This is a genomic window from Halomonas sp. AOP12-B1-6, assembly GCF_052379225.1.
GTDB lineage: Bacteria > Pseudomonadota > Gammaproteobacteria > Pseudomonadales > Halomonadaceae > Vreelandella > Vreelandella casei.
This window is the reverse complement of record NZ_JBQSYK010000001.1, coordinates 1,115,976-1,142,867: the sequence shown is the minus strand read 5'-3', so window position 1 is coordinate 1,142,867 and position 26,892 is coordinate 1,115,976. Positions and strand designations below refer to the sequence as shown.

The window sequence follows — 26,892 nt, the reverse complement described above, 5'->3', positions numbered from 1 at the left end:
CACTCAGTAGGCCAGGGCGGCGGTGCAGGGCGAACAAGGCAGCAAGCCTGCGTACCTGTGTCACCCATAACGACTCCCGCGCAGCTTGTTTCGAGCGCCGGGATCACGGCTTCCGCCTCCCATGATTGAGCGGTCAAGCCATTACGTTATTCAGGAGTATGATGATGAGCAGTAAATGCAAAGTGATCCAGGCGATCGAATCTGAGCAAATGGGCAAAGAAATTCCTCCCTTTGCCCCCGGCGATACTATTGTCGTTCAGGTAAAAGTAAAAGAAGGTACTCGCGAGCGTCTTCAGGCATTTGAAGGTGTGGTCATCGGTAAGCGTAACCGTGGCCTGAACTCCGCATTCACCGTGCGTAAAATTTCTCACGGTGTTGGCGTTGAGCGTACTTTCCAGACCTACAGCCCGTTAGTTGACTCGCTTGAAGTCAAACGTCGCGGCGACGTGCGTCAAGCCAAACTGTACTACCTGCGCGAGCGCAGCGGTCGTTCAGCACGTATCAAGGAAAAGTTGGCTTAATCGCCACTGTTCCACAGGCACTCGCTGTTTTCGGACATGCGTAGCGTCTGGATACCAAAACCCCGTCACCGCTTTGCGGGGCGGGGTTTTGTCTATAGAGCAGGTGCTTTGCGTAGTCACGCTAAAGCAGGCGCCGGGAGATGGCTAACGTATGAGCGTTATTGATGCTTTTTTGGATGCCCTGTGGTTAGAGCAAGGGGCTAGCGACCATACTTTAGCGGCCTATCGACGTGATTTAACCGCGTGGCAAAATCATCTGGACACGCACGGTGAGGCGCTGTTGGCACCGCCGCCTGAGCGGCTCAGAGAATGGCTTTCCAGCCGCCGTGAGCAAGGCTACCAGTTACGTAGCACCGCCCGGCTACTATCGACCTTGCGTAGTTTTTACCGCTGGGGCCGTCTGAATAATCAGGTGGCGAGCGATCCTCTAACGGATATCAAGCTGCCGCGTGTGATCCCCGGATTGCCCAACACGCTGGATGAGGACGAGGTAGAGCGGCTGCTGATGGCGCCCGATACGGATACGCCGCTAGGAGTACGCGACCGCGCCATGCTTGAGCTGCTTTACGCCTGTGGCCTGCGAGTTTCTGAGCTGGTAGGACTCACCGGTGACGCGGTCAATCTTCGCCAAGGGGTGGTGCGAGTACGCGGTAAGGGCGATAAAGATCGCCTAGTGCCCATGGGCGAAGAGGCCGCCGATTGGATAGCTCACTACATGCAGACCGCGCGGCTTGCCTTAATGAGCGACCCAACGCGTCCGGCGCTGTTTCCTGGGCGCGCCGACAAAGCCATGACACGGCAAACGTTTTGGCACCGCATTAAAGTTCATGCGATAACGGCTGGGATTACCCGGCCGCTGTCACCGCATACGCTACGTCACGCATTTGCGACCCATTTATTGAATCATGGGGCCAATTTGAGAGTCGTACAGCTGTTGCTGGGTCATAGCGACTTGTCGACGACCCAAATTTATACCCATGTAGCCCAAGCGCGCTTGGAAAGCTTACATGCAGAACACCACCCACGAGGTTGAATTGATGATGCGTCAACGCCATTTTTTAGCACTGCCTTTACTGTCTCCTTTCTCAATGATGACGCTGCTGATAGCGGGTAGCCTATTGCCTGTGGCTGCTCAAGCCGATGACGTGGCAGACCGTTTAGCTGGCTCACTGAGCGTTAATGGTCAATCGATGCCTGTCGAAGCGGTTACTGAAACGCCCATGGATGGTATCTATCATGTGCGGCTGGAAAGTGGCGAGTCCTTCTACTCGAACGCTGACGGTAGCTACTTTTTGCTTGGCGACCTGTATGAAAATGCGCCCAGCGGGCTGATTAACTTAACGGAACAGGCGCAAAACCAAGAGCGCGCCGATGCGTTAGCGGCCGTGCCGGAAAGCGAGCGAGTCGTATTCCGCGGTGCCGCAGAGCCTAAGGCGACCATCGTGGTGTTTACTGACCCGACCTGCCCTTACTGCGCGCGTTTGCACGACACTATTCCCGAGCTCAATGAGCGCGGTATCGCCGTTCACTACATGGCCTTTCCTCGCGCCGGTATGAATAGCGCCGCTGCCACCACTCTGCAGCAGGTGTGGTGTTCGGATAACCGCAGCGAAGCGATGACCCAGGCCAAAGAAGGTCAGAGTATTGCTAGCTCGGCAAGCTGCGACAATCCCGTCGCCGGGCAGTATGATTTGGGCAAAGCATTGGGTGTGCAGGGTACGCCCGCCATTATTTTACCTGATGGGCAGCTAGTGCCTGGATTTGTGCCCCCCGAGCGGCTCACCGCCATGTTAGGCTTAGACGACGAATAACGTCACCGACAGCAACGACTGCTGAGACTCCAAATTTAAGACCCGACACTGACGGGTGCGAACTGTGAAAGGGGAAGTATTTTGAAACCGGTAAGAGTAGGTATTTGTGGTTTAGGCACTGTCGGTGGCGGCACCTTTAACGTATTGACCCGCAATGCCGACGATATTGCGCGTCGTGCTGGCCGTCCTATTGTGATTGAACAGGTCGCTCACCGCAGTATTCACCCTGACTGCGATATTACCGGCATCAATGCCACCTCTGACGTGTTTGAAGTTGCCACTAACCCCAATGTGGATGTCCTGGTTGAGCTGATTGGCGGCTACGATATGGCTCGCGAACTCGTGCTGACCGCCATTGCTAATGGCAAGCACGTGGTCACGGCCAATAAAGCGTTGATTGCCGTGCACGGTAATGAAATTTTCAAAGCCGCCCATGAAAAGGGCGTGATTGTGGCATTTGAAGCCGCCGTTGCCGGCGGCATTCCCGTGATTAAATCGCTGCGCGAAGGCTTAGGTGCCAACCGCATCGAATGGGTGGCCGGCATTATCAACGGCACCGGCAACTACATTCTTACCCATATGCGCGACGAAGGCCGTGCCTTTGAAGACGTGCTCGCTGAAGCACAAGCGTTAGGCTACGCCGAATCCGACCCCACTTTTGATGTGGAAGGCATCGACGCCGCGCATAAGCTGACTATTTTGGCCTCTATCGCCTATGGCGTGCCGCTGCAGTTTGAGCGCGCTTTCACCGAAGGCATTTCGCGAATCACCTCTGAAGATATTGAGCAGGCCGATAATCTAGGCTATGTCATCAAGCACTTGGGTATCTCCAAACGCACCGACCAAGGGCTTGAACTGCGTGTTCATCCCACGCTGATCCCCAAAGAGCGCCTGCTGGCCAATGTGCATGGCGTTAAAAATGCCATCGCGGTCATGGGCGATGCGGTTGGCCCAACGCTTTACTACGGCGCGGGTGCTGGCGCTGAGCCAACAGCGTCGGCAGTGGTTGCCGACTTACTTGACGTGGCCCGGGATATCGCCACGGATCACCGCTATCGCGTGCCTTATCTGGCGTTCAGCGGTATCGATGACGATGTCAGCCAGCTGCCCATCATGCCGATGGAAGATATCACCACGGCGTACTACCTGCGCCTGCTGGCCGTCGACCGCCCAGGCGTGTTGGCACGCGTGGCAACCATTCTTGCTGAGCAGGGCATCTCGATCGAGGCGCTGATTCAAAAAGAAGCCACCGAAGGCGAGCTGGTGCCGATTATTCTGCTGACGCATCGCACCAAAGAGAAACAGATGAACGAAGCCATTCGTGAAATCGAAGCAATGGCTGATATCGCTGGGCCGCTGACGCGTATTCGTGTGGAAAGCCTGGACGAAGGGGAGTAAGCCAAGATGCGCTATATCAGCACGCGTGGGCAGGCGCCCGCACTGTCTTTTGAAGAAGTAGTGCTCACCGGTATGGCCAGTGATGGTGGGCTGTACGTACCAGAAACGCTGCCTGAGTTTTCCCGCGAAGAGCTCGCCGATATGGCCGGGCTCTCCTATGCCGAGATCGCCTTTCGGGTGATGAAGCCGTTTGTGAATGGCGAAATCGATGATGCGACGTTCAAGCGTATCGTTACCGAAGCCTACGCAACGTTTAATCACGATGCGGTAGTGCCGCTCAAGCAGCTCGATGCCAATCACTTTTTGCTTGAACAGTTTCATGGCCCAACTCTGGCGTTTAAAGACGTAGCGCTGCAGCTGCTAGGTCGCCTGCTGGATCACTTCCTGAAAAAGCGCGGCGAGCGCGCGGTGATCATGGGAGCCACATCTGGCGATACTGGGTCGGCGGCGATTGAAGGCTGCCGCCACTGCGATAACCTGGATATCTTTATCCTGCACCCGCACAACCGCGTGTCGGAAGTGCAGCGTCGTCAAATGACCTCGGTGCTGGCCAACAACGTCTTCAATATTGCCATTGAGGGCAATTTCGATGACGCCCAGGCAATGGTGAAAGCGAGCTTCGCCGATCAAACCTTCTTGAACGGGACTCGCCTGGTCGCGGTGAACTCGATCAACTGGGCGCGCATTATGGCGCAGATCGTTTACTACATTGCGTCGGGCGTTGCGCTAGGCGCGCCGCATCGTGAGGTGAGTTTCTGCGTACCGTCGGCTAACTTCGGCAACGTATTTGCAGGCTACATGGCCTACAAAATGGGGCTGCCGGTGAAGCAATTCATCATTGCCACCAATGCCAACGATATTCTGCATCGCACATTAGCGGCCAACGACTTCTCCAAAAAAGAGCTGGCGGCGACGCTAGCGCCTTCCATGGACATCGTGGTGTCGTCTAACTTTGAACGCCTGCTGTTTGACGCCTATGACCGCGACGGCCTGGCCGTGGCGGCGCTGCTTGAACGTTTTCAGCAGGAGCCTACCGCCTTAGCGGATGCGCCGCTGGCCAAGCTGCGCGAGAAGTTTGCAAGCTACAGCGTGGACGATACAACCATTCTGGAAGCGATCCGTGACGCCCATAAACGTACGGGCGAAATGCTTGATCCGCATACCGCTACCGGCTATTGGGCCGCTGAGCGTGCCCGTGCGGACCAGTCAACGCCGATGATTACGCTGGCGACTGCGCACCCGGCCAAATTTGCTGAAGCCGTGGTGAAAGCGGGCTTCCTCGGCGTGCCGTTGCCGCCGCACATGGACGATCTGCTTGAGCGCGAAGAGCGTTACACCGTGCTGCCCGCCGAGCTTGCCGCCGTGCAGCAGTATGTCGCTGAACATCGTCGTTGAACCGTTAATGAACGCCGTGAATGAGTTGTCTAACGACGCGCTGCCCCCTAGTACAACCAGGCCGCGCTTGGAGCCTCGTCCACTGGACGAGGCGCTCTACGCTCGCGCGCAAGCAGAGGGCCTAAGTGAGCTACAGGCGCGCTTGCTAGCCTCACGCTTGCCGGGCTATAGCGGTGAGCTTGCGCCGTTAATCACACCCAGCCTGCGGTATTTGGCTCACCCTGAGAAGCTTGTCGACGGCCGCCGCGCCGCCGAACGCATCGCCCAGGCGGTCGCCGAAGGCGAGGCCATTGGCATTCTTACCGATTACGACGTCGACGGAATCACGTCGCACGTGGTGATTCGGCGCACGCTAGTGGAGCTATTCGGCGTGCCGGAAGGCAAATTGCACAGTTTGATTGGCCATCGTATTAACGACGGCTACGGCATTAGTCTGCCGCTGGTGGAACGCACGCTCGCACTTAAGCCTTTTCCAACGCTGGTGATCACTGCCGACTGCGGTAGCTCCGATGAGCCGCGTATTGCACGCCTCAAAGCAGCGGGTATCGACGTAGTGGTCAGCGACCACCACGCGCTGCCGGTGGAGGGCCCGCCCTCGTCGGCCTATGCCTGTGTAAATCCGACCCGCAATGACTGTGACTATCCCGACAAAACGATTGCCGGGTGTATGGTGGCATGGCTGCTGATGTCGCTTGCACGCGGCGTATTGATCGAGTGGGGCGCGCTGCCAGAATCGACGCCCAAGCTTTCGCCCTGGCTTTCCTACGTGGCGCTAGGCACTGTAGCTGACTGCGTCTCGCTGGGCGGCAGCCCCGCTAACCGCGCAGTGGTCAGCCAGGGCTTAACACTGATTAATCGTATGGATGCGGCCTGCTGGCGCGCTATGGCCACGCGCTTAGGCGCTGACAGCGTGCCGTTTAATGCCGAGACACTGGCGTTTCAGATGGGGCCGCGTATCAACGCGCGTTCGCGGCTTGATGATCCCTACGCGGCGCTGCATTTTATGCTTGCTGAAAGTGATGCCGTTGCCAATCGTCAGCTCGACGTGTTGGATCAGGATAACCAGTCGCGCAAGGCCATTGAGGCGGATATGGCTGCCGAAGCGCGCACCCTCGCGGTGAGTGCACTGTCCGCTGACGAGCCTGCCGTCATAGTGCTGCTGGAAGATGGTCACCCTGGTGTGCAGGGCATCGTTGCCTCGCGATTAGTGCAGGCCTACGGGCGCCCGGCATTGGTGCTTACCCAGGCCGCGACCCCCGGCATGCTCACCGGCTCTGGTCGCTCAATCGATGGGCTGCATCTGCGCGATGCCCTGCAGCGTACTTATGAGCTTGCTCCCGAGGCGCTGCCGCGCTTTGGTGGTCATAGTGGCGCGGCGGGCGTTGGCGTGCCTCGGGGCCAGCTTGATGCTTTTAAGGCGGCTTTCTTGCAGGCAGTCAACGAGCAGTTGGGAGGGCGAACGCTTTACCCGCGCTTATGGACCGACGGTGAGCTTTCCATCGCACAGCTTTCGCTGACAACGCTAAAAGAGATTGAAATGCTCGGTCCCTACGGGCGTGAATTTGATCCTCCGCTGTTTGAAGGGCGCTTTATTGTCGAAGCGCTGCGTCCGGTCGGTGCCGAGGGCTCGCATTTGATGCTGGAGCTTTCCACCGGTCCGGTAACCTGCAAAGCCATCTGGTTTCGTGCTTTAACGCCCGGTGAGCTGCCTGGTTTCAGCGTGGGGGATACGCTGCACTGCGCCTATAAGCTTAATCGTAACCGCTGGCGCGGCCGCGAATCACTTCAATTGATGGTCGAACACGCCAGCGCTATTTAAACCGTCCCACAAACTCGTAAACCCCCAACAACCTCCAAGTAAGGTCGCCCCTTATGCGCGTGGAAGATTTACCCAAAGACCAGCATCGTCCTTATGAAGATCTCATGGCGATGCTGCTGGGCACGTTTTTTGTTGCGCTGGGCGTCACCTTCTACACCCATGCGGTGCTTCTCACGGGCAGCACCGCGGGTCTGGCGCTGTTGCTGAGCTATATGACCAGTAGCGTCACCGGCTGGGGCTTTGGGGTGTACTTTTTTGCCATTAACCTGCCGTTTTATTATTTGGCCGTTAAGCGTATGGGCTGGAGTTTCACGCTGCGTACCTTTGCTGCGATTGGTTTGGTCTCGCTGTTTTCGGAACTCACCCAAGGCTGGGTGCAGTTTGCTAACGTGCCTTCGCTCTATGCTGCGTTAATGGGTGGTGCGTTAATGGGCATTGGCATGCTGATGCTATTTCGCCACCGCACCAGTCTTGGTGGTATTAATATTTTGGCGCTTTATCTACAGGATAAACACGGCCTGCGCGCAGGATATGTTCAACTGGCAATCGATGGCGTCATTTTACTGATTGCATTGACACAGCTACCGTTAGATCGCGTGGGCTACTCGGTGCTGGGGGCGCTGACGCTCAATCTGATTATCGCCTTGAATCATAAGCCAGGGCGCTATATCGGCGTCAGCTGAGCCAGAACCACCACACAATCAGCGCGATGGCACCCAGCCCTGCGAGGTTAACCAATATACTCATGAGGCAATCTCCGGGTTGTCTGATTTCCATAGCCGTAAACGGTTGGCGTTACTCACCACGGTGATGGAAGAGAGCGACATCGCTGCTCCGGCGATCATTGGCGAGAGCAAAGTGCCGGTGAGCGGGTAGAGCACGCCGGCGGCGATGGGAATACACAGCAGGTTATAGCCAAACGCGCCCACCAGGTTTTGTTTGATATTACGCAGCGTTGCCCGGCTTATCTCAATGGCGGACGCCACTCCGTGTAGCGAGCCGCGTATTAGCGTTATGCCCGCACTCTCAATCGCTACGTCGGTGCCTTGACCAATGGCAAAGCCTACATTTGCCCGGGCCAAGGCGGGCGCATCATTAATGCCATCGCCCACCATGCCAACGATTTCTCCCGCCTTTTGCCGCCGCTCAATCTCGGCATGCTTTTCTTCAGGCAATAGACCCGCACGATACTCGTCAATACCCACTTCCTGAGCAACTGCCTTGGCGGTGTGCTCGTTATCACCAGTGAGCATCACAATGGTCAAGCCGTCTTTTTGTAGACGTTTGATGGCGGCCACGGTGTCGCGACGCAGAGGGTCGCTAATACCAAACAGGGCGGCCAGTTTGCCATCTATCGCTAAGTACACCAGCGTGCGGGCCTGCGCTTCCAGAGTGCGGGCTTGGCCCTCACCCGCATGGAGATCCACCCCCGCTTCCGTCAGTAGGCGAGCATTGCCCAGTAATAGTGATTTGCCATCGGCAGTTTGCGCCTTCACGCCACCCCCGGTCACACTATCGAAATGCTCAATCTCAGCGGTTGGAGCGTTATGTTCTTCGGCGTAATACATCAGCGCCGTTGCCAGCGGATGTTCGGAGCCTTGCTCCAGTGCGAACACCCATCCCAGTGCGGTGGATTGCTCGGTGTCAAACATCTGTACATCAGTGACGCTGGGCTTGCCTTGGGTCAGCGTGCCGGTCTTATCGACGACTAGCGTGGTGAGCTTGCTGGCGGTTTGCAGCGCTTCGCCGTTGCGCACCAGTACTCCGTACTCTGCCGCTTTGCCAACGCCGATCATGGTCGAGATGGGCGTTGCCAGGCCCAGCGCGCAGGGGCAGGCAATGATTAGCACGGTGGTCGCCGTGACCAGCATATGGATGACCAGCGGTGCCGGCCCCAGGTTGAACCAGACCAGCGCCGTGAGCACGGCAATGATCATGACCGAAGGGACAAATACGCTGGAGACCTGATCGGCGAGTTCGCCAATCGGTGGGCGCGAGTTCTGGGCACTCGCCACCTGTTCGGTAATCTGCCCAAGCCGAGTGTCGGCGCCTACTCGCGTTGCTTGATACACCAGCCCGCCACGACCATTCACCGTGCCAGCGCTGACGTCATCGCCAACGTGCTTGGCAACCGGCACCGGTTCGCCAGTAAGCATGGACTCATCAATATGGCTTTGGCCTTCGGTCACCTGGCCGTCTACCGGTAGGCGTTCGCCGGGGCGTACCCGAATATGATCGCCTGTGCGCACATCATCAATCTCAACCTCCTGCTCCTGGCCGTCGCGGATAATCCGCGCCGTGCGGCTTTGCAGATCGAGTAGGCGCTTTAAAGCATTGCTGGTACGACCGCGCGCGCGTAGTTCCAGGGCATTGCCGAGCAGAATCAGCCCGATCACCATCGCAGAGGCTTCAAAATAGATACCCTGAGCCACCTCCGGTAGCCACGGTGCGAGCAGCACCACTGCCATGGAGTAAAGCCAGGCGGTGCCAGTTCCCATGGCAATCAGCGTATCCATATTGGCCTGATGATGTTTTACGCTCTTCCAAGCATTGACGAAGAAGTGACGCCCGGGAAAGGCCATGACGGCTAGCGTGAGCAGGCCAACGACTAGCCAATAAAGACGCCCCATGCCCACTGGGTGAGGGTGAAAAAAGAACATGCTAAGCATGAGAGGAATCGCTAAGGCTAGCGAAGCAGCGCTGCCGCGTAGCCGCTGCTGATAGGTCTTGGCATCTTGCTCTGCGCGAGTACGCTCGGCGTCAGCCATGTCCACAATAGGTGCCGCGCTATAGCCCACCGCTTCAACGGCGGCGATTAATGCTTGGCTTTCCGCGCTGCCAACTACCTGCGCAGAGTGGGTGCCGAAATTCACGCTGGCGGTGTCGACGCCATCGGTATGCTCAAGCGCTTTCTGAACACTTGTTACACAGCCCGCACAGGACATGCCGCTGATCGCTAAACGCTGCTTTTTCACCGTGTGCTGGGCATTGCCGGTAGCATCGCGGATGACGCTCAACGAGTTGCTCATGGTGTCTCCTGGCTAGACGCTGGCGCTGGAAAGCTTTCAATCAAGCGGCATACGCTGTGTCCGTCAGGCGTGCCGTCGGGCATGTTTTGCCAGCTCACGAGGGCATGCTCCATGCGCTCGGCCAGCGCTTCCAGTTCAGCAATGCGGGCGCGAATGAGAGGTAGGCGGCTGGTGAGCAGATCACGCACCAGCGGGCAGGGGGAGTCGCCCTGGTCGGCGTGGGAAAGTATGTCGCGGATTTCAGCGACGCTAAAACCTAGCTTGCGCGCCCGCTGAATAAAGCGCAGCCGCTCTAAGTCGGTATCTGAAAACAGCTGATAGCCGTTATCCGGGTGGCGCTGCGGGGCCAGCAGCTGCTCGCGGGCGTAATGGCGCACGGTCTCTGCGGTGACGCCGCCACGTTTGGCAAGCTCATTCACTTTCATGGCCGTCTCCCTCATCTAATAAGCGAATCGTTGGATTGCATCATGCTTTTAAGTGTAAAACCTATGGGTAACCCACAGGTCAAGCTAGGCTTAGTGAATGAGTGAAAATAACTAAAACACTGATTTAAAACGATCGTACGACTAATGTATAAGCGAAAAATGAAATAAAACGCTCGTTTACTCTTGATCCTTTAGCGTAGTTGCGAGAAAACAGTCATGTAAAAAATAACGAAGTTGGATCGTCTGTATCCATCGGATCATTGGGAAGAGAGGCTCGCTATGAACAATACATTTAAGAATAATAAAGTTAAGAGCAATAAATTTAATAAGCTCACCCTGGCTGCTGCCATCACAGCCGCCTTCGCCAGCCAAGCCCACGCGGGCGGGTATCAAATCAACGAACAGAGCGTAAGCGGGCAGGGTTACGGCCATGCTGGGCGCAGTTCTAACATCAACGATGCCTCTATTGTTTATGGCAACCCGGCGGGCATGTCATTTTTAGATCGTGCCCAAATCACCGTGGGTGGAACCTATTTAAATGTAAATACGGATCTTTCAAATGTGGAGGCTACCCGTAATATCGACTCCGGCGTTGCCCTCGGCGGTGCGCCTAATGGCAATCAAATTCCTCTGGGGAGTATTCCCGGCGGTAACGATGGCGATATGGTGCCGGGTACTTTCATTCCCTTTGCCTTCTATGCACAGCCCGTTACTGATCAGCTAGCGTTTGGGTTTGGGGTGTACGCGCCGTTTGGCTCTAAAACCGAGTATGAAGATGACTTCCAAGGCCGCTACTTTGGTGATTACACCGAAGTGACGGTAGTCAGTGCCCAGCCGACGGTGTCTTATCGCTTTAACGATCAATGGGCGGTCGGCGCTGGTGTTACTTATAACCGGGTAGAAGGCGAGCTGCGCCGCCAGTTGCCCTCAAGCCCCGCTTTTGATGCCGCTGGCGATATCGATTCGCGCGTTGAGGGTGACGACGAGGCGTGGGGTTATAACTTAGGCGTTATTTATCGCCCGGTAGCTGAAACGACGCTGGGTCTGACTTACCGCTCAAAAGTAGATTACAACTTGGAAGGCAGTTTTAGTGCGACCGATCCTATGGGTAACGTGGTGCGTGCTGATTCAGCAAGCCTCAATCTAACCACGCCTGAGACGGTTAACCTCTCGCTGACGCAGCAGATGACGGATCGTCTTAAGTTGATGTTTGGCGCTTCATGGGTGCGCTGGAGTCAATTTGATGAGATTTTGGTCAGAGGCAGTCAGGGCGACCAAATCACTCAAGAGCCACAAAATTATTCAAACGCATGGGCATTTGCCACCGGCGGTGAATATCAGCTAACGCCTACCTTGGCGTTGCGTGCAGGGGTGTCGCTGGACTTTACGCCGACCAATGATGAAGATCGCAGCGTGCGTATTCCTTCGGATGATCGGCGCATCTTCTCGCTGGGGGCCGGTTGGAGCCCAACGCCTGATATGACGCTAGACTTTGCATATTCTTACCTGACCGAGCGCGGCACGTTTGTAGAGCAGGAGCGTAATGACCTGCTAGCCAGCGCTGCCACGGGGGGCGCGGCCATCGGTGGAGCGAATTATTCGGCAGACTACAAAAACGAAGCCCATGGCTTTGGCGCTCAGCTGACCTATCGCTTTTAAGCCACAGAGAAGGCTAAGCCTTATCGAAACCCGGCGCACGCCGGGTTTTTTATTGCCCTGACGCTGGCCATTGGATGCGGGGCGGGTCGGCTTTCGTTACACTATGCGCTTTTCTGATCGATACACCTCTGTACGATCCGATGCAGACCACGCTAGGGCAATCCCATGTTGGAAACCAACCCGATTCATAACCAGATCAAGGACCTGTCTGAGCGGACAGACGTTCTTAGGGGGTATCTTTGACTATGCCGAAAAGCAAGATCGGCTAGAAGAGGTCACCCGCGAACTGGAAGACCCCAATGTCTGGAACGATCCGGCCTATGCGCAGAAACTGGGCAAAGAGCGCGCCTCTCTTGAGGCCATTGTGGCCACCATTGATGATCTCGACCAGGGCTTAGGCGATAGCCGAGACCTGCTAGAGTTGGCTGAAATGGAGGACGACGAAGGCACGGTTGATGAAGTGCGCAAAGAGCTAGACAGCCTGCAGGCTGCGCTTGAAAAGCTTGAGTTCCGGCGCATGTTTTCTGGTGATATGGATCAAAATAACGCCTATCTGGATATTCAGTCTGGCTCTGGCGGCACCGAAGCGCAGGACTGGGCGAATATTTTGCTGCGCATGTACCTGCGCTGGGCGGAAAGCCACGGCTTTAAAGCCGATATCAGCGAAATTTCTGCCGGTGAAGTGGCCGGTATTAAGTCGGCAACGGTACATATCCAGGGCGATTATGCGTTTGGCTGGCTGCGTACAGAAACTGGCGTGCATCGTTTAGTGCGCAAAAGCCCGTTCGACTCAGGCGGCCGCCGGCATACTTCCTTTGCATCGGTCTTTTTATCGCCGGAAATTGACGACAGCTTCGAGGTTGAGATTAATCCCTCGGATCTGCGCGTTGATACCTATCGCTCTAGCGGCGCCGGCGGGCAGCACGTTAACACCACCGATTCTGCGGTACGGATCACTCACGAGCCAACCGGCATCGTCGTGGCCTGCCAAGGGCAGCGTAGCCAGCACGCTAACCGCGACTTTGCTATGAAGCAGCTGAAAGCACGGCTGTGGGAACACGAAATGCAAAAGCGCAATGCAGCCAAGCAGGAAGCCGAGGATTCAAAAGCGGATATCGGCTGGGGTAGCCAGATTCGCTCTTACGTGCTTGACGATCAGCGCATCAAAGATTTGCGTACCAGCGTGCAGTCCAGCAACTGCGATAAGGTGCTCGACGGGGATATTGATCAGTTTATCGTCGCTAGTCTCAAGCAGGGTTTGTAATTTTTTAACGGTTTGATTATCAACAGGGTGCCACATGGCTAACCAAGACGCGTCTGAGCAGCATGGCTCTGAAACACATGGCTCTGAACACCAGGAAAATCATCTGATCGCCGAGCGCCGGGCCAAGCTTGCCGCGCGTCGTGAACTGGCCGCCGAGCAGGGTAAGAGTGCGTTTCCAAATGATTTTCGCCGCGATAGCTTAACCGTCGAGCTGCAAAATAAGCTGGGCGATAAAGAAAAGGCGGATCTTGAGGGGCTTGATCATCACGCCTCGGTGGCGGGGCGAGTCATGCGTCAGCGCGGGCCGTTTATCGTTATTCAGGACGTGGCCGGACAAATCCAGCTGTATGTGGATAAAAAAGGCCTGCCCGCTGATGTGCTAGACGATATTAAAAGCTGGGATATTGGTGACATCGTGGCCGCTCGCGGGCCCGTGCACAAGTCCGGTAAGGGCGATTTGTACGTCATGATGAAAGAGGCCCAGCTACTGACGAAGAGCCTGCGTCCGCTGCCAGATAAGTTTCACGGCTTGACTGATATGGAGGCCCGCTACCGCCAGCGCTATGTGGATCTGATTATGAATCCGCAGTCGCGTAAGGTGTTTGAAACCCGTGCCGCGGTGATCAGCTCCATGCGTCGCTTCTTTGAAACGCGCGGCTTTATGGAAGTAGAAACGCCCATGCTGCAGCCGATTCCTGGCGGTGCCGCAGCGCGTCCTTTCATCACGCACCATAATGCGCTGGATATCGACATGTATCTGCGTATTGCGCCGGAGCTTTATCTCAAACGCTTAGTGGTGGGCGGTTTTGAAAAAGTCTTCGAGATTAACCGCAATTTTCGCAATGAAGGTCTGTCGACGCGCCACAATCCAGAATTCACCATGGTGGAATTCTACTGGGCGTACGCGGATTATCGCGACCTGATCGATATGACCGAAGCGATGTTGCGCACGGCAGCCGAAGAAGTGCTGGGCAGCGCGGTGATTGAATATCAGGGCACTAGCTATGATTTTGGGCAGCCGTTTGATCGTTTGACGCTGCGTCAGGCGATTTTGGATCACGGCGACGGCATTGCTGACAGCGATTTAGATTCACTAGAGGCTGCGCGAGCGGCTGCTGAGAAGCTCGGTATCAAGGTCAAAGAGAGCTGGGGCCTGGGTAAGGTGCAAACAGAGATCTTTGAAGAAGTCGCTGAGCACAAACTCGATCGGCCGACGTTTATTATCGAGTATCCGGCTGAAGTCAGCCCGCTGGCGCGGCGTAATGATGCTAACCCTTTCGTTACCGATCGTTTTGAGTTCTTTGTTGGTGGCCGAGAAATCGCCAACGGATTTTCGGAGCTCAACGACGCCGAAGACCAGGCCGAGCGTTTCCGCGCCCAGTCAGCGGAAAAAGACGCAGGTGACTTGGAGGCAATGTATTACGACGCCGATTACATCCGCGCGTTGGAGTATGGTATGCCGCCTACCGCAGGCGAGGGCATTGGTATCGACCGTCTCGTCATGCTATTTACCGACAGTCCCTCTATCCGTGACGTGCTGCTGTTCCCTGCAATGCGCCCTGAAGTGGACTAAACAAATTCTATAGCGGATGAAAAGTTGGTAAGGGCGCGTTATAGCGCCCATAATGGTCAACGTTTCGACGGCGAGGAGAATCCCATGAAACTGCTTAACCGCTCCGCATTGAGCGTCAGGCCGACCCAGCCCTTTGTGGACTGGATCAACGCGCTGGAACCCACCATGGGAGACGACGACCTGACCTTGGACGACGTCGAACGTGAAAGTACCATTTACCTGATTCCTGAGATGGATACGCCGGAAGCGCTGGAAACGTTTGTGCGCGACCGCTACGTGGACATTCTCGAAACGGAGCTGCGCGCGTGGGAAGAGGATGAGGGACAGTGGCCGGATAAACTCGATTGGGCGCTGTTTCAAGAATTTGTGCGCGTCGAGCACAGCTATCTAGCGATTGATCTTGATGATGAAACCGCGCTTGAAATATCAGAAGTAGATGACGCGCTGCTGTTAGATAGTGAGTAGGCGTAGCATTCGAACGGTATAGGCGCTTTAAAACGCGCTGCGCTAGGCCTAATCCTTACTCGCCGACGTTTGAGGCAGAGCCTAGCATTGGCGCACTTTGAAACCGGCTAAGGCCGGTTTCTTTGTTTCTAAATACTGTGCTTCTAAATGCTGTGTTTCTACATGCTGTGTTTCTAAAAACTATGATTCTAAAAACTGTGTTGTTTTAGCCGTTTCGTTAAGGAACGCTCCTCTAGGAACTTCGCTATGCGATTGTTTGAAAGCCGTCCCGGAGACGATGGCCTGCCAGGCCCTGAGCGCGCTCTGGCGGTGCTGGCGCTGGTCACCGGTACCTTAATGGCGGTGGTCGATACCACGATGATTAACTTGGCGCTGCCGACCATTGCCGCCGATTTAGATGTGCCCGCTTCGCGTGCGGTGTGGATTACCAATCTTTTTCAGGTAGTCTGCGCCGCTTTTCTGCTCGTCTTTGCAGGCATTAGTGAGCTAGTTACTCGCCGCCGGCTGTATCTATTCGGAATAGGGATCTTTGTTGCGGCCTCGTTAGGGGCGGCGCTGTCGCGTAATTTGGAAACGCTGCTTGTTTTTCGTGCCTGCCAGGGGCTAGGCGCCGCGGCGACATTGTCGATAGGCCCATCGCTCTATCGGGCGATTTTTCCTTCGCGCTTGCTCGGCAGTGCGCTTGGCCTCAGCGCGTTAGTGGTCGCGGGTGGCTACGCCGCGGGGCCTACGCTGAGCGGAGTGATTTTATCTTTCGCCGACTGGCCTTGGCTGTTTGCATTAAATGTTCCGCTGGGCATGTGCTCTTTCTGGCTAGCGAGCCGCGCGCTGCCCCGCGAAAAGCCGCGTAAAGGCAGCTTTGATGTGGCCGGCGCGCTGCTTTCCATGGTGATGCTGGCCAGTCTATTTATCGCCATGGACGCCGTAGGCCACGCCGTGCCGATTTGGCAAAGCGCTGGCTGGGCGCTGCTGGCAGTGCTGGCTTGCGGCGGATTTATTATTCGTCAGCGCCGCGCACCTTACCCGCTGCTGCCGCTTAGCGTCTTTTCTGAGATGCGCTTTACGCTAGCGGTGTCGGCCTCTGGGCTAGCGTTTATTGGCCAAGGGCTGACGTTTGTAGCGCTGTCTTTTTTCTACCAAGAACAGATGGGGTTTACGCCGCTGGAAACCGCATGGCTATTCACGCCTTGGCCGCTTGCCATCATGTTGGTGGGGCCGATTGCAGGGCGTTTAGCGGACCGGATTAACCCCAGCGTGCTGTCGAGCACGGGGCTAGGACTATTAATTGTTGGCCTGATTGCACTGGCATTAGTGGATGAATCAACCGGAGTGGCGGGCAGCCTGTGGCGCACCGCGCTATGTGGGATAGGGTTTGGACTGTTCCAGCCGCCCAATAATCGCGAAATGATGGGCAGCCTGCCATTAGAGCGCAGCTCGAATGTGTCAGGCGTGATGAGCACGACGCGTACCGTTGGCCAGTCATTTGGCGTGGCGATAGTGGGGGCTGCGCTGGCGCTGGGTTGGCCGGTTCAGGTAACGCTATGGCTAGGGGCCGCAACGACGCTGCTGGCATTACTGGCAAGCGTGGCACGTATGCCGCTGGCTCGCCGCGCGTTACACGCCCGTCGGGCATCGTCGGCGGGTCACTAAGCGGGTACAATAAAACGGTTTCTGATCTCTAGGAGAAATGACATGACGCTGCAGACACAAATTGAGCAGAAGTTAACGGCATTAGCGCCTGACGTGCTGCAGGTTGAGAACGAAAGCCACATGCACAACGTGCCCGCTAACTCTGAAACTCATTTCAAGGTGACGCTGGTTAGCGAACTTTTCAGCGGCATGATGCCGGTGAAGCGCCATCAGCAGATCTATGCGCTGTTGGCTGATGAGCTTTCTGGCCCGGTTCACGCGCTGGCATTACATCTTTATACCGCCAGCGAGTGGCAGGCCCGGGGCGGCGAACGTCCGAACTCACCGAACTGCCATGGCGGCGAAAAGTGACACAAGAAGTTATTCGGCGGCACTACCTTGATGCTATGGGCATTACGGCCTGGGCCGCTAAATATCAGCTACCGAATGCACTGCCCACCGAGGCCTGTGAGTGGGAGGAGTCTGCGCCCGCTCCGACGCCGCCTCGTGAGCGCCTGCAGGCGTTGTTGGATGATGCCCCGGCGCCAAGGCGAGCGGCGCCCGAGTTATCAGTGCCAGGCGATGTAACCGCTTCGCCCTCCGCGATTCGCGCTCTGCTGACCAACGATCAACCCGGGCAAGCCAAGCACGCGGGCGAACCGCCGGTTCCAGCAGCGCTGCCAGATTCTCAGCCCGCAGAGGCTGTTGCTGCGCCTGATGCAGCGCCCGCTAAGCCGCTCGCATTTTCACTTTCCTGCCTGTGTGTTGACGGGCGTTGGCTGGTGCTGCACGCAGGTGAAATGAGCACCTCAGAGCAGCAGCTATTGATCAATCTACTCTATGCGGCGGGTATTCAGCCCAGCGTCGCGCCAAGTATCACGCACTTTACTTGGCCGCAGATGACCAACGCCTTTGCCGTTGAAGACCCTCTGGATGAAGCCCGTGAAGGCTTGGCGGCCTTTGTCGCCGGCCGCGTAAATCGTCAAGGATGGCAATTAGAGCAGCTACTATGGTGGGGAGCGCTAGGCGCCGATCAAGGCACCTTGGATCGCGTCTTAAACGTGGCCGATGGGCAGAGCCATACGCTTTCGCTGCCGGTATGGCAGGGGCCTGCGCTGGCTTCACTGCTCGACAATACGAACAATAAGCGTGATCTTTGGCCTGAGCTTCAGCTGTTGGGCCAGCAATGGGCATCGGTTAGCCCTGCGGACACTCCTCAGGCGGCTGATGATCACTGAGTTGAGGGTCGACGATTTAGCATTACTCACCGCGCTGGAGGATCAGGCGCGAAGCGGCATTAGCGCTTCACAGCTGCAGGCCGCGCTTAGCTGTCAGCAAACCTGTGTGTTGGGCCTATGGCATCAGAAGGCGCTAGTAGGCTATGCCATTGTGGTGCAACTGCTGTTTGACGCTGAGCTACAGGCGATAGGCGTATTGCCGGTGTGTCGTCGACAGGGCGCAGGTGACGCGCTAATGGGCGCCGTCTTAACGACAGCTCAAGGATGGTCTAGCGAGCGGCTGTTGCTGGAAGTTCGCGTTGGCAATCTTAGCGCTATCCGGCTCTATCAGCGCAGCGGGTTTAGCGAAGACGGGCGACGAAAGGGCTACTATCCAAGCTGCCCAGCGGTTGAGGGCCCCGCCGGGCGTGAGGACGCGCTATTGCTGTCTCGAGTGCTTTAGTCGCGTGCCAATGCGCCGTTTAGGACGCGCTGGCGTTATCTTGGCTGTCGAATTTGCTTAACAGGCTGTTGAGACGACGCTCCCATTCTTCACGCTCTTCTTTGAACTTGGCATTTTCACTGCGCAGCTCTTCATTTTCCATTTTCATCATTTCTAGAGCGTCAACGGTATCGGTGACTTTCTGTTCAAGCTGATTAAATAGTTCCAGGCTCATGCATGTCTCCATAGAGTAAAAACGAGCACCAAAAAAAGTAACTAACAAAAAATAAGTACCCAGAAACAAGCGCCGTGCTTGCTAATAGGGACGAATGAGGCGAGCGTAACGCCGCTGCCGCGTGGCGGCAAGCGCTGTTTACGGCAATTGACGTTGGTAAAGCCGTGCGGTGCTTTCGCCGGCCTGGGTTTCGCGGTGTAACTGCCAGTTAATAGGCACGTCCGGCGCCAGCGACGTCTCGGTTTCGAGGTAAATCATTGCCTCACTGGCTAGCCAGCCACCGTTTTCTAGCGCGTGGCAGCACGCTGCGGCTAACTGCTGGTGAAAGGGCGGGTCTAGAAATGCCAGCGAATACGGCTTTGCCGCTCGCGTTAGATACGCCTGCACATCGTTAACATGTACTGCGCTTGCGGTAATATTAAGCAGGGTAAGATTCGCCGACAGCTGCGCAGATACGCGCGGGTCGCGCTCGACAAAGTCGACACACGCAGCGCCGCGTGACAGCGCTTCAATACCCAGTGCGCCGGTGCCTGCGAACAGATCCAACACCGCTTGGCCGTAAAACTGTTGGCCTAGCCAGTTGAACAACGTTTCACGCACGCGGTCTGGGGTTGGGCGCAGGCCAGGGCTGTCTAACACCGGTAGCTGGCGGCGGCGAAATTCTCCGCCAATAATGCGCAGCTTGCCAACCTGCTGAGCAGGTGCGCGGCGAGAAGTGGGTGAACGTGAGGAGCGTTGTCGTGTCATGAAGCGGATTGTAGCGGGCTAGTTATCCAAAGTCTTGGGTTACGGTGTTAGCATAACCTTAATGTTCACTATTTTTGTCGGGTAGCACTCATGTTTGGTTTTTTTAAGCGTAAAAATAAGCAAGATCCACAGCAGACGCCTCAAGAAGAAGAGCAGCGGTTAAAAGAGCAGACCCAAGAGCAGGCTGATGAGGTGGAAATTGAGCCCGAACTTCCTCCTGAGCCTGTTGAAGAGGCCCCGCAAGCACCGGATACTTTGCCAGAGCCAGAGCCAGAGCCAGAGCCAGAGCCAGAGCCAGAGCCAGAGCCAGAGCCAGAGCCAGAGCCAGAGCCAGAGCCAGAGCCAGAGCCAGAGCCAGAGCCAGAGCCAGAGCCAATCGCTCCCCCTGCTGTTTTGCAGGAAAAGCCAGGGGCGGAAAAAAGTGACAAAAAAGGCTGGTTTGCGCGGATTAAATCAGGCCTGGGCAAAACCCGCGCTAATTTGACCGACGGCATCGCCGATCTGTTTTTAGGTAAAAAACAGATCGATGACGAGCTATTAGAAGACTTAGAAACGCAGCTGTTGCTGGCCGATGTCGGCATTGAAGCAACGACAGAGATCATTGGGCGCCTGGAAGCGCGCGTCTCGCGCAAAGAACTCAATAATCCCGAAGCACTCTACCGTGGTTTGCAAGAAGAGCTGACCACTATGCTGGAGCCGGTCGCCAAACCTCTTGTGATTGAAAAACGCTCGCGCAATCAAGAGGGCAACGGGCCGTTTGTTATTTTAGTCGTCGGCGTTAACGGCGTGGGTAAAACGACCACTATAGGTAAGCTGACTCAGCGTTTTCAGCGTGAAGGTAAAAGCGTCATGTTGGCGGCTGGCGATACCTTCCGCGCCGCCGCCGTTGAACAGCTCAAAGTATGGGGCGACCGTAACCGCGTGCCGGTGATTGCCCAGCATACCGGTGCCGATAGTGCTTCGGTTATTTATGACGCGGTAGCTGCTGCCAAAGCACGCGGTGTCGATGTGCTGATTGCCGACACCGCCGGCCGGCTACATAACAAAAGCCACCTGATGGAAGAGCTGAAAAAAGTCCACCGGGTGATGCAGAAACTAGATACCAGCGCCCCTCATGAGGTGATGCTAGTACTCGATGCGGGAACCGGGCAAAACGCTATTTCTCAGGCCAGTACCTTTAACGATGCCGTGCCTATCAGCGGTATCACCTTGACCAAGCTGGATGGCACCGCCAAGGGTGGCATTATTTTCGCGCTGGCTAAGCAGCTAGGAACGCCGATTCGCTTTATTGGCGTGGGGGAGGGCATTGATGATCTTCGCCCCTTTGAGGCCAGTGATTTTGTGCATGCGCTGTTTGACCGTCAAGAGGATGATGTCAACGCATGATCGCTTTTGAGCATGTGGGAAAGCGCTATGGCGGCCGTTTTGAAGCGCTAGCGCACCTCAATTTTCGTGTCGGTCGAGGTGAAATGGTATTTCTTACCGGCCATTCCGGCGCGGGTAAGAGTTCACTGTTGCGCTTAATCATGCGTCTTGAAAAGCCCAGTCGCGGGCGTGTCATAGTGGCCGGTCACGATATTGCCCAGCTGCATGCCAGCCAGGTGCCGTTTTATCGCCGCCAAATTGGCGTCGTCTTTCAGGACCACCAGCTGCTCTTTGACCGCAGTATTTTTCACAACGTCTCGCTGCCGCTGGATATCCAAGGGATTGAATCCCGCGAAACCGCTCGTCGAGTGCGTGCGGCGCTAGATAAGGTGGGGTTATTACACCGTGAGAAAGCGCTGCCGATAGAGCTGTCTGGCGGTGAGCAGCAGCGGGTGGGCATTGCTCGCGCCGTGGTCAATAAGCCCGCGCTGCTGCTGGCGGACGAGCCAACGGGTAACTTAGACCCTCAGCTTTCGGCGGATATCATGGGGCTGTTCGAGGATTTTAATCGCATCGGCACCACTGTCATGATTGCTAGCCACGACCTCGCTCTGATTGCACGACTGCGTCATCGTATTCTGCGCTTGAGTGACGGTCGTCTCGTGGGCGACGAGGGGGCGCTATGAAGCCATCGGCTACTCCCAGGCGCCGCCAAGGAGCGGCGTTAAAAACGCCGCGCAGGTCGCCCGCCAAAGCACCTGATAATAAACTTTCGCAGCGAGGCGCCAGGTCGCATCAGGCGCGCTTTTCAAGCCGCCTGCGGGCCTGGGGTCGTCACCACCGCAGCATGGCAGGAGACAGCTTCTATCGCTTGGTGCGCTACCCGGTTGGCAATCTACTAACAATGCTGGCCATTGCTATTGCGCTGGTGCTGCCGGCCGCTCTCTGGCTAACGTTAGATAGTGCGCGCCTGCTAGATGCGGAGCTTGATGAGAGCGCAACGCTAACGATGTATCTAGAGTTGGCCGCTGATGACGCACAGGCTCTGCGGATTGAAGAAGCCGTCAATGCTGAGGGGAGTGTGCTTGAGACACAGTTGATCAGCGCGGACCAGGGTATGGTGGAATTTCAGCAGGCGCTGGGGCTTGATGATGCGCTGGCTGGCCTGGACGATAATCCGCTGCCGATTAGCATCGTAGTGCGACCAGAAAGCGTTGACCCTGCAGCCATGCAGCAGCTGGCTAACACGCTTGAAGCGCTTTCGGGCGTTGATGAGGTGCGAGTCGATTTAGCCTGGGTCGAGCGGCTCAGAAACTTAGCCGAGCTTGGCCGGCGCGTTGCCCTGGCGCTAGGAGCGCTGTTCGGTTTAGGGGTGCTGCTGGTGGTTGGCAATACTATTCGCTTGTCCGTAGAAAGCCGCCGCCGAGAAATTGAAGTTGTCATGCTGATTGGCGCTACTCATGCTTTTGTTCGGCGGCCATTTTTATATAGTGGCGCTTGGTACGGTGTCGGTGGCGGCCTGTTAGCACTGGGGCTACTCGGCGTGGGCAATCATTGGCTATCACTGCCGGTGGCGGCACTGGCCGCAAGCTACGGCGCGAGCTTCTCCTTGCCTCAACTTGATGTGACAGGCTCTACAATTCTGCTATCTTGCAGTACACTACTAGGCTGGTTGGGCGCTTGGCTGGCGGTGACTCGCCATCTCTCAAGTATTCGTCCAAGATGATGCCGTTGGGTGGCAAAGGCTTTGAACCTTATCCACACAATCGGGTCTGAATGTATAAGTTAATTAAGGCGTGCTACGTCAACCACGATGGTTTACAGGGGAGACCACCTGCACATGAGCACTAGTCTTCTACCGGTGGGGCAGCTTTCACCCGGCGGCGATCTGGGCGGTTATATCCGCGCGGTCAATGGTATTTCGGTATTAACGGCCGATGAAGAGCGCGAGCTTGCCTATCGTTTGCACGATGAAGGCGATTTAGAAGCCGCTCGGCGTTTAGTTATGTCGCATTTGCGCTTTGTTGTGCACATTGCCCGCAGTTATTCAGGTTATGGGTTGCCGCAAGCGGATCTAATTCAAGAAGGTAACGTTGGCTTGATGAAAGCCGTCAAGCGTTTTGATCCCAACCACGGCGTTCGGCTGGTTTCTTTTGCGGTGCACTGGATCAAAGCTGAAATACACGAATTTGTACTGCGTAACTGGCGCATTGTGAAAATCGCCACGACGAAGGCTCAGCGTAAGCTGTTTTTCAATTTGCGCAGCGCTAAGAAGCGCCTAGCATGGTTGAACAACGACGAAGTCGCCGCTATTGCTAAAGATCTCGACGTTAAGCCTGAAATTGTTCGCGATATGGAAGGCCGCCTTTCTTCTTACGACGCTGGGTTTGACGGCTCGCCGAGCGACGATGACGACAGCGCTTATCAAGCGCCGGTGCATTTTTTAGATGATGCTGCGTCAGACCCGGCAACACAGCTGGAAGACAGCAATTTCGAAGAAGACTCCACGCGTCGTTTGCAACTGGCGTTGGAAGGGCTGGACGATCGCTCGCGAGATATCTTGCAGCGCCGCTGGTTAGCCGAAAATAAAGAAACGCTGCATGATTTGGCCGACGTTTACGGCGTGAGTGCAGAGCGTATTCGTCAGCTTGAAAAAAATGCCATGAAAAAGCTGCGCTTGAAAATGGGTGAAGATTCCATTGCTGCATAGCTAGGTTTAACTAACGTAAGTTTAAATACCGTAAGTTGCAGTATGGTATGTGTAATACAAAAAACCGGCCCTCTTTAAAAGCAGGGCCGTTTTTTATGGGTAAGCTTTATGGGGCAAGAGCCCGCGTCCCGTTGGCTTAGGCAGGGAGTGCGACGGCGCGTAGCAAGTGAGCCGACAACAATGACCACTGATCTTCCCAGTGCTCGGTCGGCAGGCGTTTAAAGTCACTGCGCACGTACTGCGAAATGCGTCCCTCTGCCTGGGCTGTTAGCAGGTTAGCGGCGGCCGGGGCCGGAATGGTGGGCCGCAGCCCTTCGCGAAGTTCTGCCTCGCGGAGGATCTGCTTTAGCTGCGTCTCTAGGCGCTCAAACAGCTGATTGACGCGCTGGCGCAGCCGAGCGGTTTCGCCAGTAAGCACGTCGCCCCCCATCACGCGAGCAAGGCCAGGGTTCTTTTCAGCAAAGCCTAGTAGCAGCGCAAGGATGGTGCCGCAGCGCGTGGTGGCATCGGGTACGTCTTCTAAAATGCGCGTAATCCGGGCAAAAATACTCTCTTCAATAAAGTCGATCAGCCCCTCAAACATGCGCGCTTTGCTAGGAAAGTGGCGATAGAGTGCCGCTTCGGATACTCCCACCTGGCGCGCCAGGGCCGCCGTGGTAATGCGTTTTCCGCTGTCCTCTTCAAGCATCAATGCCAGCGCCTGAAGAATTTGCTCGCGACGGCGAGGCTTTTGGTCATCACTCATAAAGTGCCCTCCGTCGCGGTTAGTACGCGTCCATTATTTGAGTGCCTACCCCAGCATTGGTGAAGATTTCTAGCAACACTGCGTGGGGGACGCGGCCATCAATAATGTGTGCGCTGTTCACACCGCCTTTAACGGCATCAAGAGCGCAGCGGATTTTGGGCAGCATGCCGCCATAAATCGTGCCATCGGCGATTAGGGCATCTACCTGGAAAGTGGTTAATCCAGTAAGTACTTCGCCTTCGGCATTCATTAAGCCGGCCACATTGGTGAGCAGCATTAATTTTTCGGCATTAAGAGCTTCGGCAATCTTGCCGGCCACTAAGTCGGCATTAATGTTGTAGCTGTGGCCTTTTGCATCAACGCCGATGGGGGCAATCACCGGAATAAAGTCGCGAGCCGCGAGCATCTCGATTAGCTCGGTTGAGATCGACTCGACTTCCCCTACGTGACCAATGTCGATAATTTCAGGCGCGGTCATTTCGGGGCTTTGGTGCTCAACTTTGAGCTGGCGGGCACGAATTTGTGCGCCGTCTTTACCCGTTAAGCCTATCGCCTTGCCGCCGCTCTGGTTGATGAGATTGACGATGCTTTTATTGACCAGGCCGCCTAGAACCATCTCAACGACGTCCATGGTTTGCGAGTCGGTGACGCGCATGCCGTTCACAAAGCGTGACTCAATGTTGAGCTTTTTTAGCAGGTCGCCAATTTGCGGGCCGCCACCGTGCACCACCACTGGATTGATACCGACTTCCTTCATTAACACGATATCGCGTGCAAAGGAGTCTATCAGGGTGCTTTCAGTCATCGCATTGCCGCCGTATTTGACCACGACGGTTTTGCCGGAAAACTGTTGGATATAGGGAAGTGCTTCAGAAAGCACTTCCACAACGACCTGGGGGTCGCTACTGGCTGAACTCATTATGTTGTCCCTTGCGAACGTTGTTATGCTGATCACATTTGTGCTGATGCAGTGATAAGGGCCGTGCTTTCTTGGTGCACACGATCCCTTCGGCGCCTAGCTTTCTTCAATGGCGAGCTTAAGCTCTGGCGCGGCGCGTAATAACGCGGTGTTAAAAACAGTTTTGACGCGCGCTAGGGCGGCATCGTCTTTGCCTTCAAAGCGCATCACCAGTGCAGGCGTGGTGTTAGAGGCTCGACACAGCCCCCAGCCATCGGCATAGTCGACGCGAATGCCGTCCAGCGTGGTTTTGATACCTTCGCCGAAGTCGCCCTCGCGAGCAAGCTTATCCACGATAGAAAATTTGTTAGCGTCGGTCACCGCAATATTAATTTCCGGGGTGCTCACGTCCTGGGGGAATTGTGCGAAGAGCGTATCAGCGTCGTCAGATTGGTTAGCTAAAATCTCAACCAGTCGGGCGGCGGCATAAAGGCCATCGTCAAAACCATACCAGCGTTCTTGGAAAAAAATATGCCCGCTCATTTCACCTGCCAGCTGGGCACCCGTTGCTTTCATGCGCGCCTTGATCAGCGAGTGCCCGGTGCGCCACATTTCCGGTTCGCCGCCTGCTTCGCTGATTACTTTCACCAGGTTGCCCGTGGACTTAATGTCAAAAATGACCTTGGCGCCGGGCTGGCGAGTGAGCATGTCGGTGGCAAATAGCATCAGTAGATGATCGGGAAAAACTAGCTGGCCGTGAGGCGTCACAACGCCTAGACGATCGCCGTCACCATCGAAGGCAAGGCCAATATCAGCGCTGGTTTCGTGAACCTTGCGTATCAGATCTTGCATGTTCTCCGGCTTGCCAGGGTCCGGATGGTGATTGGGAAAGTTGCCGTCGATCTCAGCAAACAATGGAATCGTCTCCACGCCTAGGCGCGACAGCAGCTGTGGCCCCAGCTCTCCGGCGACGCCGTTGCCGCAGTCGACAACGGCTTTTAGCGGCCTGCTGAGGCGAACATCGCCTAAAATACGCGCTAAGTACGTTTCGCGAATATCTTGCTGAGTGATGCTGCCTTGGCCCTCTACTAGCTCGCCCGACTGGATGCGCTCGAACAGGGCAGTGATGGCATCGCCGGAAAGCGTTTCGCCGCCCAGCACAATTTTAAAGCCATTATAATCTGGCGGATTGTGGCTGCCGGTCACCATGACGCCCGACTGGGTACCCTCTAGCAGATGCGTAGCAAAGTAAAGCACCGGGGTGGGCACCATGCCAATGTCGATGACGTTGCGCCCTGCAGCGTTTAGACCGCGCATTAAGGCCGCTTGCAGCCGCGCGCCGGAAAGACGCCCGTCGCGTGCCACCACCACCGTGGACTCACCGCGTGCGGCCGCCTCGGAGCCCACAGCGCGGCCAATCATCTCGACCGTGCTTTCTGTCAGCGTGTCGTCAACAATGCCGCGAATGTCGTAGGCGCGAAAAATCGAAGCGGGTACGGTTTGTGCATCCATAAGGCTTCCTAGCTAAACGCAACATGCGTTGCT

Annotated in this window: 26 protein-coding genes; 19 read left to right on the top strand and 7 right to left on the bottom strand. The window is 56.1% G+C overall.

Translation table 11 applies throughout. The features are described from left to right. Nucleotides 1–164: 164 nt before the first annotated feature. The 7 genes from rplS (at nucleotide 165) to ACT3TR_RS05100 (ending at nucleotide 7,627) form a co-directional block, all read left to right on the top strand. Nucleotides 165–521: a 50S ribosomal protein L19 gene (rplS, locus tag ACT3TR_RS05130; protein ID WP_096276061.1), complete on the top strand. Its 357-nt coding sequence runs from the start codon at nucleotides 165–167 to the stop codon at nucleotides 519–521. A gap of 151 nt (nucleotides 522–672) precedes the next feature. Then, nucleotides 673–1,554, top strand: coding sequence for a site-specific tyrosine recombinase XerD (gene xerD, locus ACT3TR_RS05125; RefSeq protein WP_096276059.1), 882 nt, complete (start codon nucleotides 673–675; stop codon nucleotides 1,552–1,554). Beyond that, nucleotides 1,529–2,332, top strand: a complete 804-nt coding sequence (locus tag ACT3TR_RS05120) for a DsbC family protein (protein WP_192536227.1) — start codon at nucleotides 1,529–1,531, stop codon at nucleotides 2,330–2,332. The genes xerD and ACT3TR_RS05120 overlap by 26 nt, the downstream gene beginning before the upstream one ends. An 81-nt stretch (nucleotides 2,333–2,413) precedes the next feature. Further along, the gene (locus ACT3TR_RS05115) at nucleotides 2,414–3,730 is read left to right on the top strand and encodes a homoserine dehydrogenase (protein WP_096276055.1); all 1,317 of its coding nucleotides are present in this window, start codon (nucleotides 2,414–2,416) and stop codon (nucleotides 3,728–3,730) included. Between the two features lie 6 nt (nucleotides 3,731–3,736). Beyond that, the gene (gene thrC, locus ACT3TR_RS05110; RefSeq protein WP_444624424.1) at nucleotides 3,737–5,125 is read left to right on the top strand and encodes a threonine synthase; all 1,389 of its coding nucleotides are present in this window, start codon (nucleotides 3,737–3,739) and stop codon (nucleotides 5,123–5,125) included. A gap of 7 nt (nucleotides 5,126–5,132) precedes the next feature. After that, entirely contained in the window at nucleotides 5,133–6,944 is a 1,812-nt protein-coding gene (locus ACT3TR_RS05105; protein WP_444624769.1) for a single-stranded-DNA-specific exonuclease RecJ, read from the top strand. A 53-nt stretch (nucleotides 6,945–6,997) separates the two neighbouring features. Beyond that, complete coding sequence (locus tag ACT3TR_RS05100) at nucleotides 6,998–7,627, top strand: YitT family protein (RefSeq protein ID WP_096276049.1); 630 nt, start codon at nucleotides 6,998–7,000, stop codon at nucleotides 7,625–7,627. 60 nt (nucleotides 7,628–7,687) lie between these two features. Here the strand turns inward: ACT3TR_RS05100 and ACT3TR_RS05095 are convergent, their stop codons facing one another. Continuing rightward, nucleotides 7,688–9,973, bottom strand: a complete 2,286-nt coding sequence (locus ACT3TR_RS05095; protein WP_444624425.1) for a heavy metal translocating P-type ATPase — start codon at nucleotides 9,971–9,973, stop codon at nucleotides 7,688–7,690. Next, nucleotides 9,970–10,398, bottom strand: coding sequence for a MerR family transcriptional regulator (locus ACT3TR_RS05090; RefSeq protein WP_096276047.1), 429 nt, complete (start codon nucleotides 10,396–10,398; stop codon nucleotides 9,970–9,972). Before ACT3TR_RS05090 ends, ACT3TR_RS05095 begins: the two co-directional genes overlap by 4 nt. Nucleotides 10,399–10,677: 279 nt before the next feature. Between ACT3TR_RS05090 and ACT3TR_RS05085 the strand changes: the two genes are divergently transcribed. The 8 genes from ACT3TR_RS05085 (at nucleotide 10,678) to ACT3TR_RS05050 (ending at nucleotide 18,668) form a co-directional block, all read left to right on the top strand. Then, on the top strand, nucleotides 10,678–12,057 hold the full coding sequence (locus ACT3TR_RS05085) for an OmpP1/FadL family transporter (RefSeq protein WP_096276045.1): 1,380 nt from the start codon (nucleotides 10,678–10,680) through the stop codon (nucleotides 12,055–12,057). Between the two features lie 165 nt (nucleotides 12,058–12,222). Then, a protein-coding gene (gene prfB, locus ACT3TR_RS05080) for a peptide chain release factor 2 (RefSeq protein WP_096276043.1) occupies nucleotides 12,223–13,321 on the top strand; the annotation gives its coding sequence in 2 pieces (ribosomal slippage) (nucleotides 12,223–12,297 and nucleotides 12,299–13,321; 1,098 coding nt in all). Between the two features lie 34 nt (nucleotides 13,322–13,355). Next, nucleotides 13,356–14,894, top strand: coding sequence for a lysine--tRNA ligase (gene lysS / locus ACT3TR_RS05075; protein ID WP_096276041.1), 1,539 nt, complete (start codon nucleotides 13,356–13,358; stop codon nucleotides 14,892–14,894). An 84-nt stretch (nucleotides 14,895–14,978) separates the two neighbouring features. Then, nucleotides 14,979–15,359: a hypothetical protein gene (locus ACT3TR_RS05070; protein ID WP_096276039.1), complete on the top strand. Its 381-nt coding sequence runs from the start codon at nucleotides 14,979–14,981 to the stop codon at nucleotides 15,357–15,359. A gap of 246 nt (nucleotides 15,360–15,605) precedes the next feature. Continuing rightward, nucleotides 15,606–17,009, top strand: coding sequence for an MFS transporter (locus ACT3TR_RS05065; RefSeq protein WP_096276037.1), 1,404 nt, complete (start codon nucleotides 15,606–15,608; stop codon nucleotides 17,007–17,009). 42 nt (nucleotides 17,010–17,051) lie between these two features. Then, nucleotides 17,052–17,360, top strand: coding sequence for a BolA family protein (locus tag ACT3TR_RS05060; protein ID WP_096276035.1), 309 nt, complete (start codon nucleotides 17,052–17,054; stop codon nucleotides 17,358–17,360). Beyond that, nucleotides 17,357–18,226, top strand: a complete 870-nt coding sequence (locus tag ACT3TR_RS05055; protein ID WP_096276032.1) for a hypothetical protein — start codon at nucleotides 17,357–17,359, stop codon at nucleotides 18,224–18,226. Before ACT3TR_RS05060 ends, ACT3TR_RS05055 begins: the two co-directional genes overlap by 4 nt. Continuing rightward, a complete protein-coding gene (locus ACT3TR_RS05050) occupies nucleotides 18,216–18,668 on the top strand; it encodes a GNAT family N-acetyltransferase (RefSeq protein ID WP_096276030.1) in 453 nt (150 codons plus the stop codon). The genes ACT3TR_RS05055 and ACT3TR_RS05050 overlap by 11 nt, the downstream gene beginning before the upstream one ends. 19 nt (nucleotides 18,669–18,687) lie before the next feature. Here ACT3TR_RS05050 and zapB read toward each other — a convergent pair whose 3' ends face one another. Together zapB and rsmD are read right to left on the bottom strand one after the other, a co-directional pair. Beyond that, entirely contained in the window at nucleotides 18,688–18,882 is a 195-nt protein-coding gene (gene zapB, locus ACT3TR_RS05045; protein ID WP_096276028.1) for a cell division protein ZapB, read from the bottom strand. Nucleotides 18,883–19,020: 138 nt separating this feature from the next. Continuing rightward, nucleotides 19,021–19,629 carry a 16S rRNA (guanine(966)-N(2))-methyltransferase RsmD gene (gene rsmD, locus ACT3TR_RS05040; RefSeq protein ID WP_096276026.1) on the bottom strand — a complete coding sequence of 203 codons (609 nt, stop codon included), beginning with the start codon at nucleotides 19,627–19,629 and terminating at the stop codon, nucleotides 19,021–19,023. A 90-nt stretch (nucleotides 19,630–19,719) separates the two neighbouring features. Here rsmD and ftsY point away from each other — a divergent pair, with 90 nt between their 5' ends. From ftsY to rpoH, 4 genes are all read left to right on the top strand, one after another. Further along, nucleotides 19,720–21,015, top strand: coding sequence for a signal recognition particle-docking protein FtsY (ftsY, locus tag ACT3TR_RS05035; protein WP_444624426.1), 1,296 nt, complete (start codon nucleotides 19,720–19,722; stop codon nucleotides 21,013–21,015). Then, the gene (gene ftsE, locus ACT3TR_RS05030) at nucleotides 21,012–21,680 is read left to right on the top strand and encodes a cell division ATP-binding protein FtsE (RefSeq protein WP_096282203.1); all 669 of its coding nucleotides are present in this window, start codon (nucleotides 21,012–21,014) and stop codon (nucleotides 21,678–21,680) included. The genes ftsY and ftsE overlap by 4 nt, the downstream gene beginning before the upstream one ends. Continuing rightward, a complete protein-coding gene (gene ftsX, locus ACT3TR_RS05025) occupies nucleotides 21,677–22,720 on the top strand; it encodes a permease-like cell division protein FtsX (RefSeq protein ID WP_096282202.1) in 1,044 nt (347 codons plus the stop codon). Before ftsE ends, ftsX begins: the two co-directional genes overlap by 4 nt. Before the next feature lie 114 nt (nucleotides 22,721–22,834). Next, a complete protein-coding gene (gene rpoH / locus ACT3TR_RS05020; protein ID WP_096282201.1) occupies nucleotides 22,835–23,704 on the top strand; it encodes an RNA polymerase sigma factor RpoH in 870 nt (289 codons plus the stop codon). Between the two features lie 136 nt (nucleotides 23,705–23,840). Here rpoH and slmA read toward each other — a convergent pair whose 3' ends face one another. The 3 genes from slmA to ACT3TR_RS05005 all read right to left on the bottom strand — a co-directional run bounded on the left by slmA (nucleotide 23,841) and on the right by ACT3TR_RS05005 (nucleotide 26,859). After that, a complete protein-coding gene (gene slmA / locus ACT3TR_RS05015; protein ID WP_096282200.1) occupies nucleotides 23,841–24,449 on the bottom strand; it encodes a nucleoid occlusion factor SlmA in 609 nt (202 codons plus the stop codon). Between the two features lie 19 nt (nucleotides 24,450–24,468). After that, the gene (gene argB / locus ACT3TR_RS05010) at nucleotides 24,469–25,368 is read right to left on the bottom strand and encodes an acetylglutamate kinase (RefSeq protein WP_096282199.1); all 900 of its coding nucleotides are present in this window, start codon (nucleotides 25,366–25,368) and stop codon (nucleotides 24,469–24,471) included. Nucleotides 25,369–25,464: 96 nt separating this feature from the next. After that, complete coding sequence (locus tag ACT3TR_RS05005) at nucleotides 25,465–26,859, bottom strand: phosphomannomutase/phosphoglucomutase (RefSeq protein ID WP_096282198.1); 1,395 nt, start codon at nucleotides 26,857–26,859, stop codon at nucleotides 25,465–25,467. Between the last annotated feature and the right edge of the window lie 33 nt (nucleotides 26,860–26,892).

What these genes read in the sequence shown, in the direction of transcription:
- ftsY (WP_444624426.1), top strand. Translation starts at nt 19,720, where the DNA reads ATGTTTGGTTTTTTTAAGCGTAAAAATAAGCAAGATCCACAGCAGACG.
- ACT3TR_RS05100 (WP_096276049.1), top strand. Translation starts at nt 6,998, where the DNA reads ATGCGCGTGGAAGATTTACCCAAAGACCAGCATCGTCCTTATGAAGAT.
- ftsX (WP_096282202.1), top strand. Translation starts at nt 21,677, where the DNA reads ATGAAGCCATCGGCTACTCCCAGGCGCCGCCAAGGAGCGGCGTTAAAA.
- ACT3TR_RS05120 (WP_192536227.1), top strand. Translation starts at nt 1,529, where the DNA reads ATGCAGAACACCACCCACGAGGTTGAATTGATGATGCGTCAACGCCAT.
- rpoH (WP_096282201.1), top strand. Translation starts at nt 22,835, where the DNA reads ATGAGCACTAGTCTTCTACCGGTGGGGCAGCTTTCACCCGGCGGCGAT.
- ACT3TR_RS05095 (WP_444624425.1), bottom strand. Translation starts at nt 9,973, where the DNA reads ATGAGCAACTCGTTGAGCGTCATCCGCGATGCTACCGGCAATGCCCAG.
- ACT3TR_RS05005 (WP_096282198.1), bottom strand. Translation starts at nt 26,859, where the DNA reads ATGGATGCACAAACCGTACCCGCTTCGATTTTTCGCGCCTACGACATT.
- ACT3TR_RS05085 (WP_096276045.1), top strand. Translation starts at nt 10,678, where the DNA reads ATGAACAATACATTTAAGAATAATAAAGTTAAGAGCAATAAATTTAAT.
- thrC (WP_444624424.1), top strand. Translation starts at nt 3,737, where the DNA reads ATGCGCTATATCAGCACGCGTGGGCAGGCGCCCGCACTGTCTTTTGAA.
- ACT3TR_RS05065 (WP_096276037.1), top strand. Translation starts at nt 15,606, where the DNA reads ATGCGATTGTTTGAAAGCCGTCCCGGAGACGATGGCCTGCCAGGCCCT.
- ACT3TR_RS05050 (WP_096276030.1), top strand. Translation starts at nt 18,216, where the DNA reads ATGATCACTGAGTTGAGGGTCGACGATTTAGCATTACTCACCGCGCTG.
- ACT3TR_RS05070 (WP_096276039.1), top strand. Translation starts at nt 14,979, where the DNA reads ATGAAACTGCTTAACCGCTCCGCATTGAGCGTCAGGCCGACCCAGCCC.
- ftsE (WP_096282203.1), top strand. Translation starts at nt 21,012, where the DNA reads ATGATCGCTTTTGAGCATGTGGGAAAGCGCTATGGCGGCCGTTTTGAA.
- ACT3TR_RS05105 (WP_444624769.1), top strand. Translation starts at nt 5,133, where the DNA reads ATGAACGCCGTGAATGAGTTGTCTAACGACGCGCTGCCCCCTAGTACA.
- rplS (WP_096276061.1), top strand. Translation starts at nt 165, where the DNA reads ATGAGCAGTAAATGCAAAGTGATCCAGGCGATCGAATCTGAGCAAATG.
- ACT3TR_RS05090 (WP_096276047.1), bottom strand. Translation starts at nt 10,398, where the DNA reads ATGAAAGTGAATGAGCTTGCCAAACGTGGCGGCGTCACCGCAGAGACC.
- lysS (WP_096276041.1), top strand. Translation starts at nt 13,356, where the DNA reads ATGGCTAACCAAGACGCGTCTGAGCAGCATGGCTCTGAAACACATGGC.
- rsmD (WP_096276026.1), bottom strand. Translation starts at nt 19,629, where the DNA reads ATGACACGACAACGCTCCTCACGTTCACCCACTTCTCGCCGCGCACCT.
- slmA (WP_096282200.1), bottom strand. Translation starts at nt 24,449, where the DNA reads ATGAGTGATGACCAAAAGCCTCGCCGTCGCGAGCAAATTCTTCAGGCG.
- xerD (WP_096276059.1), top strand. Translation starts at nt 673, where the DNA reads ATGAGCGTTATTGATGCTTTTTTGGATGCCCTGTGGTTAGAGCAAGGG.
- ACT3TR_RS05060 (WP_096276035.1), top strand. Translation starts at nt 17,052, where the DNA reads ATGACGCTGCAGACACAAATTGAGCAGAAGTTAACGGCATTAGCGCCT.
- argB (WP_096282199.1), bottom strand. Translation starts at nt 25,368, where the DNA reads ATGAGTTCAGCCAGTAGCGACCCCCAGGTCGTTGTGGAAGTGCTTTCT.
- zapB (WP_096276028.1), bottom strand. Translation starts at nt 18,882, where the DNA reads ATGAGCCTGGAACTATTTAATCAGCTTGAACAGAAAGTCACCGATACC.